Genomic DNA, 16,065 nt, shown 5'->3' on the forward strand with positions numbered 1-16,065 from the left:
ACTTGATTCTTTATCCCATACATACCATTTGTCAGGTGTGTGTCCTGCAACAAAGTAGCGAGCTTCATCACGATATGATTGAGAAATGTCATTGACGAACACATCATCTAAAGAACCGTAAACACGCTTAGGATTGAGTAGTTTGATGAATTGAGGTTGTGGGATAGCTTTCATCTCAAGTACTCTTTGAGCAGTCTCAAGGGCTTCATCAGTCCATGTCACAACTTCGAAGTCACCTTCTAGTTCATCAATAGGCGACCAATTAGCTTCTAAGATTAAATCTGCTTCATTTACGGCTTCATCATCTGTGTAATAAAGAACCTCAACACTATCACCAAATTCCTCGTAGATGTCGAATGGCTCAGTAGTTGTAGATACAATAATATCGTCTGTAGACTCTGTATAAGCCACTATAGTAGGCAATTCACCAATGTAGTCATAAACACTATAAGGGTCAACACCTGTCTCTACAGTGATTAGAGAGGTGTCTGAGTCGGTGTAGTAAATAGCTTGAGGTTTGTCACCTAGTAAATCTTGAGCTTTGAACTCATTTTTATTTAATACAACAGAAGTAAATTGCTTATCCACAAAGTCAGACCACATAATCACTGATTTATATCCTGACAATTCTTTCCATTGATTCTCTTTGATTTGGTCAAGATTGTTCATTCCATATTGAATGAAGTTTTCTTCTGTTGGTGTAGTTGATTGCCAATCAGCACCATCATGGTATTTGTAATCTGAGTTGTGTTGAACTAGGTATTTGTCAGGAATAGGGGAGATTACTCTATCGTAGATTTCTATTTGGTCTATTTGCCCATTGAAATAATGTGCGCTTGAAACAGTGTGTCTTGCAATTATAAGATTGTTTGTAGGGGTGTTTGACTCTATTGATTTTGCTGTTGTAGTTATATCTGGAACGGTCATATCGTCTACATAGATTTTTATAGCATCATTATTTATTGAACCATCCCATGTAAAAAATACATCATGCCATTTTCCATCTAATATCTTTTTGGCTGTAGCTATTTGAAATGTTTGTATACTGTCTTGATGTAAACTAACCAAAATCGACCCATTTGTTTGTAATACAAATCTTAAACCACTACCAACTTCTGTTGTATTGGACAAAATATATTCAAAATTAGATAAAGAGCTATTATTGGATTTAATCTTAAATCTAACACTTTTTATTCCAATTGGAATAATTTTATTATTAAACTCTACATACTGATTAGTGCCATTAAAGCTCATAGCATTTCCTTTTCCATTCCAACCTGTTACACGAGTAGGGGAATTAACTACTGTTCCTGTGTATCCACCAATAGTATCCATAGCATTACCATTAGGTTCATCAAAACCAATAAATGTTTTAGCATACTTGTTTAAATTATCTTTACTATTAGCCATTGTATTGACCTCCAATATTCTTTCATATTAAAAGGACAACTATAAAACTAGTTGCCCTCAATCATTGCTGTTTTAAAATCACTACCAATAGGAATAGTAAATATTCTACCTTTCCCTAATGGTGTTCTGTTATTAGTCACAATTTCATATTCAGTTGTAGTTTTAGTAAAATCAATTGGTTGGCTATCAACTGCTGAATCAATCTCTCTTACTACTCCACCTTGAGCTAATATCATATATTCTGCTGTGTTAGGAATCTCTTTTACACGATTTGAAGTAGGAGATAAAACAAGGTTTTTATTGTCTTTAGTTTTGACAACTAAGCGCTTTTGAGTGAAGTCAGAAGGGGAGAGAGCCTTATTGTAGATTTGAAAGTCATCTATCTCCATATTATTCCAATATCTATAATTAGTGAAATTCAATGCACCGAAATGAAGTCCTCTTAAAGATGAATTACTTGAGTCCTCTAGCACAGCAATTTTTGATTTTGCTATAAGTTCTTCGTTTATATATAAGACTAATCCATACCCATCTAAAGTATTTTTATAGGAAATCAATATATCATACCATTCATTCAAATTTAATCCTTCTGTTGAGTTTACTGTGTATTTGATACTTTGATTTGTACCATAATATCCTTGGAAAATAAGTCTCATATCACTTTTATTGATAAAGGCATATAGTCCTGCTGAATTTGTGTTAACTGAATAGTCCTCAAATATGCACCCCTGTATAGCAGAAGGAGCAGATTTGATTTTTACCTTAAATCTTATTGTTTTATCTCCTATTGGAGCTTTAATTGTTGATGGCATATAATTATTAACTCCATTGAAACTCATAGCAGAGCCTTCACTATTCCAACCTTGCACTCTAGTTGTTCCGTTAACTGTGCCTGTATAGTCATTGCCTAGTTTGTCTACAACGTTTCCACTTGCTTCATCAAATCCAAACCATGCAACACCATGTAGAGTCATTAGTTGTTCAGTAGCCATTTATTTCACTTCCTTCTTGTTTTTCCTAAATGTGACCAAATCGTAGTCTAGCGATTACTAATACTACATAACCATTATTCTCTAACACATTTAGTCTTAAATATCTGAATTTTTCAGTATTATCAAAACGGTAGATTCTTTCTTCCGAAGGCAACCATCCAACTTCATTTTTAAATTCTGCAATTTTTTCAAAAGTAGAGTTATTATTAGAACCTAGTATTTCAAAACTTTTAGGTGAAGCTGTTATAGTTGAATCTCTACTTCTGATAGAAATAACATTAGTAAGTTTTTCTTCTCCAAAATCAATCTGAATCCATCCATTTGTAGTATTTGTTGGTGTCATCCAATAACTATCTGTTGATGTATCGTTATTAAAGGTTTGCCATATCATTCCTTTTATGTCAGAAAGATAGGAGCTTGCACTTGCAACCAATGGAGCAGGGGCATTATTAGATGTCATATTAATGTTGAACCAAACATTTTGTATATCTGTGTTCGCTCTAAACTCTTTAATATTTAAAGTATTAACTTTATCAATGCTATGTGTGAACACCTTCCCACTCACATTAGCAACAGGTGTGTCATTAAAGTATCTATGTTTATCAAAAGGCACATTTAATTGAATCTCTTTACCTTGTTCAATACCATGTAAAATCAAGTTTTTAGGAGAGTTATTAGGCATGTGAATTAGAGTGTTGTCTGCAAGAGAATAATATTCGTTTTTTGTTGGATTTTTAATAGTAATTTTATTGAAAATTAGACTATCATAGAATAACTTTAACTGTCCAATTGTACACAATGTTTGTGCATAACCATTGTTTGCAATTACTTTTAGTCTATAATATTTATACTCTACAGCTCTGCCTAATAAAAAATCCATATCTTGAGCCTTTGAAGTCCAAACAATATTTGTTCTTGTGTCTATAGTTACCCAATTTGAATTATCATCACTACCTTGAAATTCCCACGATTTAGCCATAGCTGTCAAATCGTTGTTATCAAAATTTCTACTTCTTATTGTGTATTGTGTGATTTTTGTTTTATGTGTAAATTCATAGCCTATATAATGTGGAAAAGCTGTATTTTTAGATGTCCAACTTTGGCTATCAACATTATTAAATGCATACCAATAATTATATAAGCTCTCTAGTAAACTATCTCCAAAAGACTGACCACTAGGTGTTGTGTCAGAAGTCATTATTGGAATTAAATTTTTTAGTTCTGTTGTCATGTAATTATTCCTTTTCTTATTGTCAAATTAAAAAAACAGCACTATTTAAAACTAATGCTGAATGGTTTTTTGTCTAATTTAGTTTTCCTAAGACCATCTTCTTTATCTATCGTTTTATCTTGTAAAATATAGTTTACATTAGCGATAATGTAATTTAAACCTGAAAATGAATTTCTACCATATTTAAGGAAATTTTCTAGTGATGATGAAGGTATCTTCTTTAAAGTTAATCCATTATAGCCAAATTGAATTTCCCCTATAACTATGTAATTAGTGCTACCATTAATTTCAATAATCTCTATTCTTAAATATCTAGCTTCAATCCCTCTAAATACAAACTCCCTATTTTCTTTTGTAGTCCAATTAGTTTGATTTTCTATAGTTCTTGCTTTACTAAAATTAATCCCATCATTGGAATATAGAATATTAAATTTTTTAGGTGTTGATGCTAGATAAGTTGTATCAGGTGATGCAGTAAGGATTAACCTATTAGCTTTTACCTTTTTACCGTAGTCAATCTGAATCCATCCTGTTAGTTGTCCAGTTGCACTAATCCATTCATCGTAATTACCAGAGATGTTAGTTCCATTAAAAGCTTTCCATGCATAATAACTACTATTATATTCACTACTAGCACTAGCCACTAGTGGAGAAGGGGCAAAATTCGAAGTCATTTTTGTTTCATACCAAATATCAACCGATTCTGTAGAGTAGGTTTTATTATTAGCTCTAAGTAGACTACCAAAAAGCTTCAAAGTATATTCCCAAGAGCATACTCCTGCATACAAACCTATATTCAATTTTGATTCATCATAGTTTGTGATATGATAGTTTGAATTAAATGTAGCATTGGAGTAAATATTTTTTCTAGTTCCTTCACCATAAAATAAGAAATTTGTGGCACAGTTTTCAATAGTGAATCCTGCACCTGAATAGCTTCCTACAAAATTCGTCTTAACCTCAAATACACAATTTGTGAATTTTATGGTAGATAAAGCGTTGTTTGAGTAAGCTAAACAAGGTGAAAGGCTATCAATCTTAAATAGACAATTAATAACCTCTCCTTTTACAGAGTTGCCACCAACACCAGTAATACAAGTTGGGTAATTACCACTTCTAGTTCCAACTTTAAAATCAAAAGTTATATGATAGGCTTTAGTTCCTTCATTTTGAAACATAATACAATGTGTATCTCTATTTTTATGTTTTGCGCCATCACATAAAAAAACGGTTTTTCCTTGTTCGCCAAAGAAAGAGATAGCTTTGTTATCATCCCATAGTCCACCTGAATCATAATCTCCTGCTATTCTAGTTACATCATATGTACCTGCTTTAGCATAAATAGCACCACCTGTTGTTCCACATCTTGAAATTGCATGATTAACAGTCATAAAAGGAGAGTTAATAGTGCCATTATTTGAATCAGAGCCATTAGTTGAATCAACGTAAAAGATATTGTTGAATGTTTGTTTAAAGCCATTTATATTTATACTGGGCATTATAGTTGCACCTGCACTTTCTCTTTTGTTATTCCAATTTTATAGATAGAGGTTTTCTGTCTAATTTAGTTGTCGTAAGACCATCCATGTTTTCTGAAATTTCATCTTGTAAAATGTAGTTTTTATCTATACAGATAGGTTGAATTTTAAGAAAGTAATGGCAACTGAATCACCTTGAGGTTCTTGTAACTTAAAATAATTTCATCAAGCCCTGTGTATACTCCACCGTTGTTTTCCAAGATGTTTATTTTGTAGTATCTGTACTTATTTTCGTTTTTAAAGTTGACTACTGTTACTTCAACATCAACCACTGTCCACTTGCTTACTGTTTGGAAAATATCAAATGAAATCGCATTATTTGAACCTTCAATGTTAAGTTTTTTAGGTTTATGCGTGTCAGGGATTCCTTTTGTAAATAGGGTAAAGTTATTAACCTTAACATTTTCACCAAAATCAATTTGAATCAACCAAAAGGAGTGCCATTAGGTGTTAACCGGTGCTCTATTCCTGTTTTATCTCCGTTGTAGGCTTTCCATGCAGGATAGGTTGTAGAGTAAACACTACTAGAACTAGCAACATAAGGCTTTGGTACTGTGTTGGAAGTCATTTTTGTTTCATAAACTGTGTTATTTGATTCTAGAGAGTATATTTTCTCTTCTTTTTTTAGTAAATAGTAAGGTATAACTGCTTTTTTTATGTACATAAAATCATCTGAATCTACATATCCATCTGTATAGAGTTTTGCGTCTATAGAGTAGATTTTTGTAACTAAAGAGTCTTTTATATGTTATAATTTCTTCTTTAACTTCAACATTGTAGTAACTATAATTGTATTTAGGTCTATTTACACCGCCAGTCCAATCCTAGCCTGCGTAAGTTCCTCTTTGGTATCTATATATCTTTTTTGAGTTACTGTTTATCGGTACGTAATATCCTCCACCTGATTCTTTATTTACTGCAATAGTTCCAGTTGATTCATCAAATATATATTTAGCATATCCAGTTGGGGTAGAAGATGTAGTTGTTGTTTGACCTACTACACCAGTATCAACTACAGAATAAAAAGGTCTTTTAAAAGTTGTGTATTTTTCATAGACATATTGCGATATTTTCACCTCACTTTTTAATCAAAACTAATACTAGTTGTTCTAATCGAGCTGTCTGAATAAACTCTGATTTTTCTGATATTTATTTCTAATTAATGAGTTTAGTCTTTTAAAAGAAGAGTCACTGCCATAAAATAAAATATTGTTATTTGAAAGACACTCCATCTTTTTCAAATAAGTTTTTTTGTCATACGCTAAAAGTCTAATTTAACTTACTGCCACTTTGTCGATGAAGGTAGAGTGAATACAATTCTATAGTACCTGTAAAATTTAGGATTTTTGAAATAGTATGTTTTTAGAGTTAGCCACGACAGCTCAGGAGATTCTATAGTTGTAGGGATTCAAATATTGTATTATCATTAGAACCTTGAATTGATATACACTTTTTGGTGTTATCCACACATTCATTTTCATTGAGTTATAGTTATATCCCATAAGACTTAAACCTTCTATTGTGCGACCATTAGCTACCCATCCTATAGCTGTTGTGATTCTATCAAAAGCAAACATGTAAGGTAACTTGTGCCTGCCACGATACTAGAACTAGATATTCCGCTAGGTGCAGTATTGGATGTCATTTTTGGAATAGCGTTGTTTAAAACTGTGATTCCCACTTTTTGGCTGAATTTTCTATACCTTCCTTTATTTAGAGTACCTTTGTTCATATCTAATTAAACAGCTATTGTATCTCCTAGCTTGTATGCTTCTCCAAAGTTTGTATTGGTAGAACCTATTCGAGTATTCCTGAGGAAGTATATGAGCGTTGATATGTGGACATCTGAGTGTTTCCTGTTAAACAACTTCCAATATCTTTTCCTAATACACGAATAAAGGTTAAACCAACTGCGTTAATAGTAATTTCTCAATACCATTTGCCACTTGTTATCAAACCTTTACTTACATAATAAGTAGTGCTAAATCCTTTGCTGATACTGTAAGGTTATCATTGTTCCATGTGACACTCATTTTTTCACCTCAGTTCTTATAGTTCTAATTTCAAAATATTTCTTTAAGTCAATTGTTTTACTAAATATTTTACCAACTCCATCTTTTTCTAAGACACCAATTCTTTGTTTCATTTCAGTAGGCATTAAAGTTGTAATTTCTCTGTCAAATAGTGGAGATAGAGAATCCATTCCCCGTTCTATGAATTGTGTTGCAGTAGGAAGAGTAGGGGAAACTGTAAGTAATTTTTTGGGGAAATACTCAGTTAAAATAGTAGTGTTTATATAAGTTCCATTACTAGCATATTTACTTTTATCTTTACATACTGTGCCAGTAGTCTCGTCCTGTGGATACCAAGCGACTAAATTATCAGACATACTATCTTCTTCTGAGAGTTGATACATGTTTGATGATATTTGTGACTCTGTTCTGACAACATTCCAAATTCTTGAGTCTTTTATTTCTCCTTTAAAAAACTCTAAATAACCCCCAGAAACAGGCTGATCCACTATATTTTAGCTCACCTTCCTTAACCCCATTTACATAAAATATAATGGTATTTCCATCAAATGTTGTTGCTATATGTGACCATTGGTTTAATGAAAGTTCATTTCCATAGCAATATCTATACGCACCACTCAAATAAAATCTTGAATAAGGTTTTCCATTAAGAAGACCTATGGAATGCCCTCCGCCTTCAACGTTTGACATGACTTCTTGATGTGTGCTAGAAGTTACATATGGTTTAACCCAGGTTTCTAATGTTACAACGTTATAGTTGTGGACTTTTGTTGTTCTCATATAAGGATTTGTACCGTTATAAAACACTGAACTAGTCTTTTCTTGTTCTACTTTTTTATATTCTCCATTATGTGTGATTAGTGATTTATCATCATTTTTTTCATATCCATAAACTATACTCTCTAATAATATTCGTAGTACTCCAAGTTTGATTAGATTGAGTATCTAAATTATACCAATTACCATCAATACCATTTGTAGTGTCAATACTTCCTTGTAGAACCCATGATTTAGGCATAGTAATTTTGTAACTCGCCTTCTTTCTTTGAAATAGAATCCCAAAAATCCATCTATAACTTCATTAGCAGTATAGAAATAATTTGAATCTACTTTATCAAAAGCCATCCATGTTGCATAAGAAGCACTAAGTACGCTAGAAGAAAATGCAAAGCCTAATGGTGAAGAGGTATTTGATGTTAATGTAGGTGCAATATATTTACTTGTTTTAGATTCTTTTTCTTCAATATATTCATTAGTGTTAAAATCACTTTTGGATATAATAAATTCATCTGTCACAAACCCTGCAAACAAATCAATTCTCACTTGAATGTACTTCTTAGTCTCAGACTGTATTGCTCCATCTTCCGCAATGACAATCCAATCAGACCAATTGACACCGTTATCTGAAACTCTAGTCAATAATGCGAATGAACTTGCGCCATTGACTGTATTATCTATAAAAACATTCTCGAATTCTTGGAAAATATCGCCTAAATCAATTACGTCAGAAGTCCAAGAGCCTTGTTCGACATAAACGGGATTTCCTTGACCATCAACATTAAATAGCTGTAAATAGCCTGTTGTTTTGTCAAGTGTTCCAGAGACACCGATAGATAATCCTATTTCTTTCTTTCTTTCTTCTCTATATTACCGCCTATAGTAGCCATATGAGCATTCTCTTATTTGATTACCCAATTAATTTGACCTGCACTATAAGCTTCCAAAGGGGCATAGAAGCGTTCTATTTCAATGCCTCTTGATTTGAATATCAAATGACCATTCATAGATTTGTTGGAAGTGATTTTAACTTCGATAAAAGGACTATCTTCAAAAGGAAGTGAAACAACAGGTTGAAAGAATAATTGAGTTTCTTCTTTTGTGTAAGTTGTCTTGTAGCCAAAATTAATTGACTTTAAGTTCGATTTTTGAATACCTTGTACATTGTTAAAATCAGTAAAGGCTTCTTTATATGTGATAAGGTCTTTGTTTTCAAAGTTTGTTGTTAAATGATATGTTCTTTCATCTTCATCATCTATGTACTCAATTTCAATCCTTCTACCATTTATGTTAAAAGAACCATCGGACATTTCGAAGAATAACTTCATCCCTTGACCGAACAAACCAAAACGTATGACTTGATTTTTTTGAATTAAATAGAAATCATTTTTCTTATGCGTAAGTAGGTCATACTCAGCATAGTTTTTACCATTTGCATAATCAGCGTTCCAGTTATAGGGAATACTGATTGCTTGATTGTTTCCTGAATTTGTGAATAACATTTTTATCAATCTCCTTCATTGTATTGAAGTATTTTTTTTAAAAACCATGAAAAATAGGGTAGGGGAGATAGCCCCGTACCCAGTAAAATCAATGTTTTATCTGTTGGATATCATTATGTTGCTTTTTATACATAACGGTAAGAGACACGTTGTACTAACAAGTTTTTACCTGCTGACGCTGTGATAGGTACATCGGCATACACAGAAATTTGAACAAAGTTACCACCTGCTTGGTGAGCATTTTTTCCATCAACATCAGTGTTGTTTGCTAAACCTAAAATCTCTTTAGCATTTGGTTTTTTTTCAATTTGGATAGCAACATATTCTACACTACCATCAATTACAGGATTTCCTTCAACAGTTACCCATGATGAAGGCTCTGTGCCATATGTTTCACCTGCTTTTGTTACTTTGTAAATAAAGCCATTTGGTTTTGTTGGTTGAACGTAAGTGTCTAATGTTAATATTTTTTTAGCAGACCAAACTTGAGCAGTAGATGCGTTCACGTTTGTAGTAGTACCTGTCGTACCTAAATCTTTCGTACCACTAGGGTTAGGTGTTCCTACGCCACCTTTACCAACAGGAACGAATGCATTTGCCCCTGTTTCTCCTAAACTATCTACACGAACTTTGAACCAGTTGTCTTTCACAGCCTCAACGATATTACCTGTTGAACTACCATCTCCACCTTTGCGATCACGAGTTGTGAAAACTACTTCTTCCATTTTAGAGCAATCTTCTGTTTCGCCACGATTATTCCAAATGTAGAAGACTTTAGTAGCTGACGCAGAGTCAGCGTCAACAGTACCGTAGTTTACTGTGCTTTTTACTTCGTTTGCCTTTGCGTTTGTTCCTTCGTACCATGATACTCTAGGTGCTAATGCCATAATTAAATTCCTTCTTTCTAGTTAATTTTAATCTTTATATTTACTGTCAGGTTGTATGTGTCATTATCAAAAGTAACCACGTTCAACCTGAAAACATCATTTTTGTTAACCTTTGCTTTTGTTAACTTGTGTAGTCTACTATCTTTGTAATTTCCTGCTTTGATGGTAACAGGGCTATTGATAATAGTAGACCAATTGACAAAATCTTTAGATAATTCTACATCTATTTCTGTAGCAACAGTTCCTTTTTTTGAGACAAATGCTTCAATATCTAAGATTTCTCCGTTGTGAGGGAATACTACATGAGGGTCTTGAACACCTTGCAGAACTTCTTGAGGACAAATGAAAACAATAGTTCTGTAATCTGTTTCAACGCTAATGTCTTCCATTTTGATATAATGCTCTTTTGACATAAGACCATCATATTTATCTGTGGCATTAGGAATGTTACCGCCTAAAGAATCTATCGGAATCCAATCTTTACCATTCCAGCGATAGCGAATACCTGTGTCATATACTTGAACAGTCCAACCAACATGTGGGTTAGGGTACTTCTTCGCTATATCGGCTTGTGTTTGCACAAAAGGTTGATAGATTAATACAGTAGTTTCATAGGCATCTTTGATAAGCTCAATGTGTTGTAGAGCTTTATCATTTGTTTCAAGAACAATATCGGTAGCATCTTTTGTTAAGTTTGTAGCGACAATCATGTTGTCTAAAACTTCTTCAAAGTTAGCAGTTTGACCGATTAATTCTTGAATCTGAGTTTTTGCTTCCTCAATAATTTTAAATAGTGTTTCTGTGCTATCTGTGCCATCGTAGTGAATAATCCTATTAGAAGGGTACAAAATGACACCTCTGCCTTTATACACAATAGAAATTGTTTCTGCCTCTCTATCTGTATTAAAGAATATAAAACCATTTGTGTAATCACAATAGAACTCGTTTTTTCCTAAACTGCTCTTAATAAACTTTTCATAGTTTACTTCGAACATGTTTGCAATCCTTACTCGATGTAGTTCATCAGGAATCTCTAATAAAGCCACACGTTGATTAACTACACGAGTAATGTCTAATCTATCAACGAAAGGGTCATTAGGTGTACCTTTTCGCCAAACAATATGAATAGGATTATTAAACTCTAAATAGTTTATAGGTTGTTTTTTTACTGTCAAATTCTCACCTTCTTTATGAACCTATTGTTACAGTAGAACTAGCTCCACCATTAATTTTTGAGCTAGTTCCTGCATGTGTAGTAACAGTAGAGTTGTCAGTAGCAACAGACTTACCATTAATAAATACATTGTTACTATTGCCAACTGTTACTGAGCCTTGAGCATTAGTGTGAGAACCACTAACATATACGCCACCACTAGGTAGCGAATATGAGTCATTCTCTGTGGTTTTGTCACCTTGAACAATTGGTGCTTTTCCTTCAATTGTTACGTTTGTTACTATTGATACTGTCTTACCTTTAACTGTTGCAGATGTTGGATGGTTTACCCATTCATAAATATCGTCAGAGTCCCAATCATTACAATAGCCTTCGTCATCCCAAGATACACAGTATGATGGGGTTTTTCCAATAAAATCATAAGTTTTATATGTGATATGGTTAGATGCAGTAGTATCAGAAATTGTAGAGTCTTTTAGAGCTATCTTTGCCATATAGAATCCTCCTAGTTTAAGCTAATCTTATTACCCTTGACTTCAACACCACTTGCTGAAATTTTGATGTAGTTATTAGTATCAAAACGAATCATTATATTATCTTTCTCCATAGAAATCCATGAATGTTGACCAAACTGCATTTTAGCATCTTGCCCTTTAACAACTCTGAAAAACTCAAACAGGTCAGTCTTAGCAACGAATTTTTTATCAGAGTGGAATCGAACTCCACCTTTAGACTCGAAGTAAACTGCTTGTCCTGCATCATCTGTGTCTGACTCATTGAAGTAGAATTTTGTCATAACACCATTAGGTGCATCATATTCAATAGCAAACTTTTTATTATCTTTGTAGACTTTTGCTTGCTCAGAACCACTACCGTATCCTCTACCATTTCCTGAACCGAAAATCATAACAGGGAAGGAGGTATCGCCTGTACCTTCGTAAGTGAACTCTAACTTTGTTTTTTCACTACCTGAGAAGAAAGTATTAAATCTCATGAAGTTTTTAGCAATATGGATAATATCTTGTTTCGTATTGCCTTTACCAAGTGTTTTCAGGCTATTTACTGTTAAATCTGAGATATATGAACCATCAATATCTTCAATCATTTCATCGTCATCACCCATGATGTATAACTTTTTAGCAAATAGTGAGCCATCAGTATCAACCCAAAATCTATCTTCGCCACTCTTGGTTTTAATTCTAATAGCGTCATTGGCATTTAAGAAGATGTCAGCGTTATCGCCATAGATTGTAATACCTTCTTGGTGGTCAAAAACAATTTTCTCACCTAAATTACCGTCAACAATTTTAAGGTTGTGAGTAGTAATGTCTTTCGCATAAAGTCTACCATCCAAACCAACCCAAAACTTTCTATCTCCATTAACTGTGATTTTAATACCATCATTAGCATTAAGGTAGATTATAGCACCGTTGTTGTCACCTTTAATTGTGATTCCTTTATACCAATCAAAAGTGATTTTCTCGTTCATATGAGCGTCTACAATGCGTAGATTTTTAGTTACAAGACCTTCTGCAATCAATGTGCCATCATCCCATAAAGGGTCATTTAACGAAGCGTAGAGCTTCTTAACCCATTTCCCATGCTCCCATTTCTCTAGAGCAAGACCGTTGGTAGCATTAAGGTAAGCACGATATCTACCATCATTTCTGACAGCTACGAAACCTTGTTTACCCATCATAAGGTTGTTATAGTAACTTCCCATATTAATACCTGAATAGAAAATCGAATCCTCAATAGCTTGCTTAAGCTTTGTTGATGCTTCATGATAGTCACTAAATACTTGAATAAAGAAACCTCTATCAGCAATCTCACTCGTTGTTTCCATCAGTGGATGCTTTTGGTCAATCTCAAGAAATTCATCTCTAATGATACCTTTTTTAGTAATAGGGAGGAATTGAGATAGGTAGGTTACAAGAGCTGTATATTTTTCAATGAGGTCTTTTGTGCTGTATCTCTCAATATCAGATATTGTAGTAGGGAATCTACCTTCATCTTGATTCCATGCTTCATCAAAGTCTGTTTCATTGTCTCTTTCACTCTTATTATATTTGTCAGCGTGTTTGAGAAGGGCTTTGTAGTCGGCGTGTATGCGGTGCAATTCTGTAGTAATCTGTAGTTTTTCAAGAGTTGTTAGTTTTCCGTCAGCAACAATTTTATCGAAAATACTTACATCAAAGAAATTGTTCTCTGCGTCTAGAATAAGGTCGCCAACATTATTAACAATCTTAATTCCTTCCGCAACCATATCTTTCGAATAAAGTGTTCCGTCAGGGTTAGCCCACATAACTTTTTGCCAATCATCATTTTTCCATCTTGAGATAGCGAAGCCAACACAGTCAGTTACTTCGACTTTTGTTACAGTGTTCCATGATTTTAGACCGAAACATTCTCCTTTTTCTTGGCGAATAATATTATCAAATTGATCTCGGAGATTATCTGAAACAAGACCAAGCCACATAACTTCTTTACCATCTGCGTTATAAATAGTAGTACGTGAGCCTTGAGTTTTCCATGCTCCTGATTCATCTTCGATATATAAATTAACACCTGAGATAAGTTTACCGAAGATATATTCGCCCCAAATACCGTCTTTGGAGATTGCATGTTTCCATGTGTTACCACGGTCATTTGTGATAGCCAAGAAGCCGTTTTGAATAACTAACCAACTATCAGGGTCGTCAAGCGATTTAACGATGATACCACGCTCTGAGATAGTTATTTGTTGGTCATAGCCTGCTAGGACAGCATTTTTTAATGAGTCCCACTTATTGTTGATAATTTCATTGATTTTACCGTTGTTTTCTTTCGATAGATTCCAACCATCTTTGTCCATCGACACAATAGTAGAAGTGAGGTCTGCTTTATTTAGCAAGTCCATCAACAATGCGCTACCATCTTTGAGGTCTTTCTCGTTAGCGATAGTTAAAGAGATTTCAAAATTCTCTAAGTCATAATTGATTTCAATGATTTTTGCTAGAATATTAACTTTGAGCCTATCGTATCGTATTCTGATACTGTCACCTAGACCTAACTTATCCCAATCATTTTGACACTCTATAACTGAGAGGAAATCAATAATGCTTACAGTTAATTGAATCTTTGGTTCTTGACTTTGTTTGAAAATTGTTTTAGCTTCTTTCATCAAATCTTCTGGGTGAGTGATAGAGTCATTTGTATACTCTTGGACAATGATAAAGTTTTGTAACTCTGCGTATTCATCATTAGTAAAGTTAGTAGAAGGTTTAAGTTTATCTAAGTGGACTTGCTTTTCACGTTCTGCATCTTGTACATCGAATCTAGCATTGTCAACGACTGCTTTTTGGTTAGATTCCTCAATCTCTTTTGCTCTAAGTAGTTCAATTACCTCAGCATGTCTTTCAGTTCCATCTTTAGTGCCTCTGTCGTTATATCCATCTTTACCCCAAAGACTCTTATCAGTTTGGAAATCAGCTAAAAGAACATCCCTTTCATCTTCTAATAGCATTCTTTCTACTGTTATTTTAGAAAGTCTATCAGATTCAATTGTAAGGATTGCTTGTAGAGCTTCAATTTTCTTAGAAATAGTTTCAAAGTCACTTTCTAAGCTTTTTACTAAGTTTTCATACTTTGTTAGCGCAATACATAAGTTATCACTCATGTAATCTGAGCTTTTAATAACTCTTTTGTTTTCTTTATCATATTCAAATGGATACATATAAAAAGAGAAGTCCTGTATATAGTCTTCTCCAAGTTGGTTTATTTTTCTGAATGTTAATCCATCTGAGCCAAATGCTCTTAGGCGAGTAACTGTTGTGCTACTATCAACTGATAGGTCAAAGCTTTCTAAGTATTTTCCATCACGAATATAAAATCCTTTATTTAATCCTACATTCTCAGCTTTATGAAACTCGATTACTAAATCCTCAGTGTTCCACTTGATTACAGCGTTCCATTTAGTCGCAATGTCATACATAACTTCTAATAGGGACATAGAGCTTACATTGTATTTTCTTTCTGCTGTTTCGGAAGTAGTGAAGTAGCTGTCAACATAACCGACAGTCCAACGTTTAATAGGAACTTCTAACAAGCTACCGTAAACATCTTCAAGAACACCATTTGCAACCTCTTTTAAGTTACCAACTTTTTCGTATTCACGAACATTTTTATCGCCTAATTGAACACCTAACGAGTAAGCTCTATACTCAATATAATCTTCATCACCATAACCTTTATTAGACTCATTGAAAAGAAAATATTCAGTCATATTACCAACAACATATTTAAAAATATATCGGTGCTTAATACGCTCGATATTTGGATTATCCATTGGGACTTCATCTTTAATAATGATTGTTGGAATTTTGAATGAAAGCTCATTAACTGTACTTAACTTTGTGTAGTATTGTACATCATAGGCTTCATTGATTTTAGCGATAGTGCTTTTATTTGGTTTACATAGAAAAAGACTTTTTTTAGGTAGTTTTAGGTTATAATCAATTTCACCTATCTTCACTATTCATT

The 16,065-nt window shown here is 33.4% G+C and carries 14 protein-coding genes; all 14 read right to left on the bottom strand.

Annotated features, from left to right (window positions below):
• The coding region (locus ACQKN4_RS02790; RefSeq protein ID WP_427482154.1) for a LamG domain-containing protein at positions 1–1,410 on the bottom strand (1,410 nt) is incomplete at its 3' end.
• A gap of 47 nt (positions 1,411–1,457) precedes the next feature.
• A complete protein-coding gene (locus ACQKN4_RS02795) occupies positions 1,458–2,402 on the bottom strand; it encodes a LamG-like jellyroll fold domain-containing protein (protein ID WP_427482156.1) in 945 nt (314 codons plus the stop codon).
• A 25-nt stretch (positions 2,403–2,427) separates the two neighbouring features.
• Positions 2,428–3,633, bottom strand: coding sequence for a discoidin domain-containing protein (locus ACQKN4_RS02800; protein WP_427482158.1), 1,206 nt, complete (start codon positions 3,631–3,633; stop codon positions 2,428–2,430).
• Positions 3,634–3,674: 41 nt separating this feature from the next.
• Complete coding sequence (locus tag ACQKN4_RS02805; protein ID WP_427482160.1) at positions 3,675–5,132, bottom strand: discoidin domain-containing protein; 1,458 nt, start codon at positions 5,130–5,132, stop codon at positions 3,675–3,677.
• A gap of 146 nt (positions 5,133–5,278) precedes the next feature.
• Positions 5,279–5,599, bottom strand: coding sequence for a hypothetical protein (locus ACQKN4_RS02810; protein ID WP_427482162.1), 321 nt, complete (start codon positions 5,597–5,599; stop codon positions 5,279–5,281).
• A gap of 396 nt (positions 5,600–5,995) precedes the next feature.
• The gene (locus tag ACQKN4_RS02815; RefSeq protein ID WP_427482164.1) at positions 5,996–6,247 is read right to left on the bottom strand and encodes a hypothetical protein; all 252 of its coding nucleotides are present in this window, start codon (positions 6,245–6,247) and stop codon (positions 5,996–5,998) included.
• 953 nt (positions 6,248–7,200) lie between these two features.
• Entirely contained in the window at positions 7,201–7,692 is a 492-nt protein-coding gene (locus ACQKN4_RS02820) for a hypothetical protein (RefSeq protein ID WP_427482166.1), read from the bottom strand.
• On the bottom strand, positions 7,652–7,984 hold the full coding sequence (locus ACQKN4_RS02825; RefSeq protein ID WP_427482168.1) for a LamG-like jellyroll fold domain-containing protein: 333 nt from the start codon (positions 7,982–7,984) through the stop codon (positions 7,652–7,654). The genes ACQKN4_RS02820 and ACQKN4_RS02825 overlap by 41 nt, the downstream gene beginning before the upstream one ends.
• A gap of 165 nt (positions 7,985–8,149) precedes the next feature.
• A complete protein-coding gene (locus ACQKN4_RS02830) occupies positions 8,150–8,623 on the bottom strand; it encodes a hypothetical protein (RefSeq protein ID WP_427482170.1) in 474 nt (157 codons plus the stop codon).
• A gap of 260 nt (positions 8,624–8,883) precedes the next feature.
• Positions 8,884–9,483, bottom strand: coding sequence for a hypothetical protein (locus tag ACQKN4_RS02835; RefSeq protein WP_427482172.1), 600 nt, complete (start codon positions 9,481–9,483; stop codon positions 8,884–8,886).
• 125 nt (positions 9,484–9,608) lie between these two features.
• The gene (locus ACQKN4_RS02840) at positions 9,609–10,370 is read right to left on the bottom strand and encodes a hypothetical protein (RefSeq protein WP_427482174.1); all 762 of its coding nucleotides are present in this window, start codon (positions 10,368–10,370) and stop codon (positions 9,609–9,611) included.
• 17 nt (positions 10,371–10,387) lie between these two features.
• Positions 10,388–11,545 (bottom strand): hypothetical protein, encoded by a 1,158-nt coding sequence (locus tag ACQKN4_RS02845; RefSeq protein WP_427482176.1) that lies wholly within the window; start codon positions 11,543–11,545, stop codon positions 10,388–10,390.
• 13 nt (positions 11,546–11,558) lie between these two features.
• Positions 11,559–12,038, bottom strand: a complete 480-nt coding sequence (locus ACQKN4_RS02850) for a hypothetical protein (RefSeq protein WP_427482177.1) — start codon at positions 12,036–12,038, stop codon at positions 11,559–11,561.
• A gap of 11 nt (positions 12,039–12,049) precedes the next feature.
• A complete protein-coding gene (locus ACQKN4_RS02855) occupies positions 12,050–16,057 on the bottom strand; it encodes a phage tail protein (protein WP_427482179.1) in 4,008 nt (1,335 codons plus the stop codon).
• Positions 16,058–16,065 lie beyond the last annotated feature (8 nt).

This window comes from Lysinibacillus sp. NPDC093692 (assembly GCF_050280125.1).
Lineage (GTDB): Bacteria > Bacillota > Bacilli > Bacillales_A > Planococcaceae > Lysinibacillus.

Excerpts from the sequence above, each read along its gene's own strand:
- ACQKN4_RS02835 (WP_427482172.1), bottom strand. The coding sequence starts at position 9,483 with ATGTTATTCACAAATTCAGGAAACAATCAAGCAATCAGTATTCCCTAT.
- ACQKN4_RS02850 (WP_427482177.1), bottom strand. The coding sequence starts at position 12,038 with ATGGCAAAGATAGCTCTAAAAGACTCTACAATTTCTGATACTACTGCA.
- ACQKN4_RS02795 (WP_427482156.1), bottom strand. The coding sequence starts at position 2,402 with ATGGCTACTGAACAACTAATGACTCTACATGGTGTTGCATGGTTTGGA.
- ACQKN4_RS02840 (WP_427482174.1), bottom strand. The coding sequence starts at position 10,370 with ATGGCATTAGCACCTAGAGTATCATGGTACGAAGGAACAAACGCAAAG.
- ACQKN4_RS02805 (WP_427482160.1), bottom strand. The coding sequence starts at position 5,132 with ATGCCCAGTATAAATATAAATGGCTTTAAACAAACATTCAACAATATC.
- ACQKN4_RS02800 (WP_427482158.1), bottom strand. The coding sequence starts at position 3,633 with ATGACAACAGAACTAAAAAATTTAATTCCAATAATGACTTCTGACACA.
- ACQKN4_RS02825 (WP_427482168.1), bottom strand. The coding sequence starts at position 7,984 with ATGAGAACAACAAAAGTCCACAACTATAACGTTGTAACATTAGAAACC.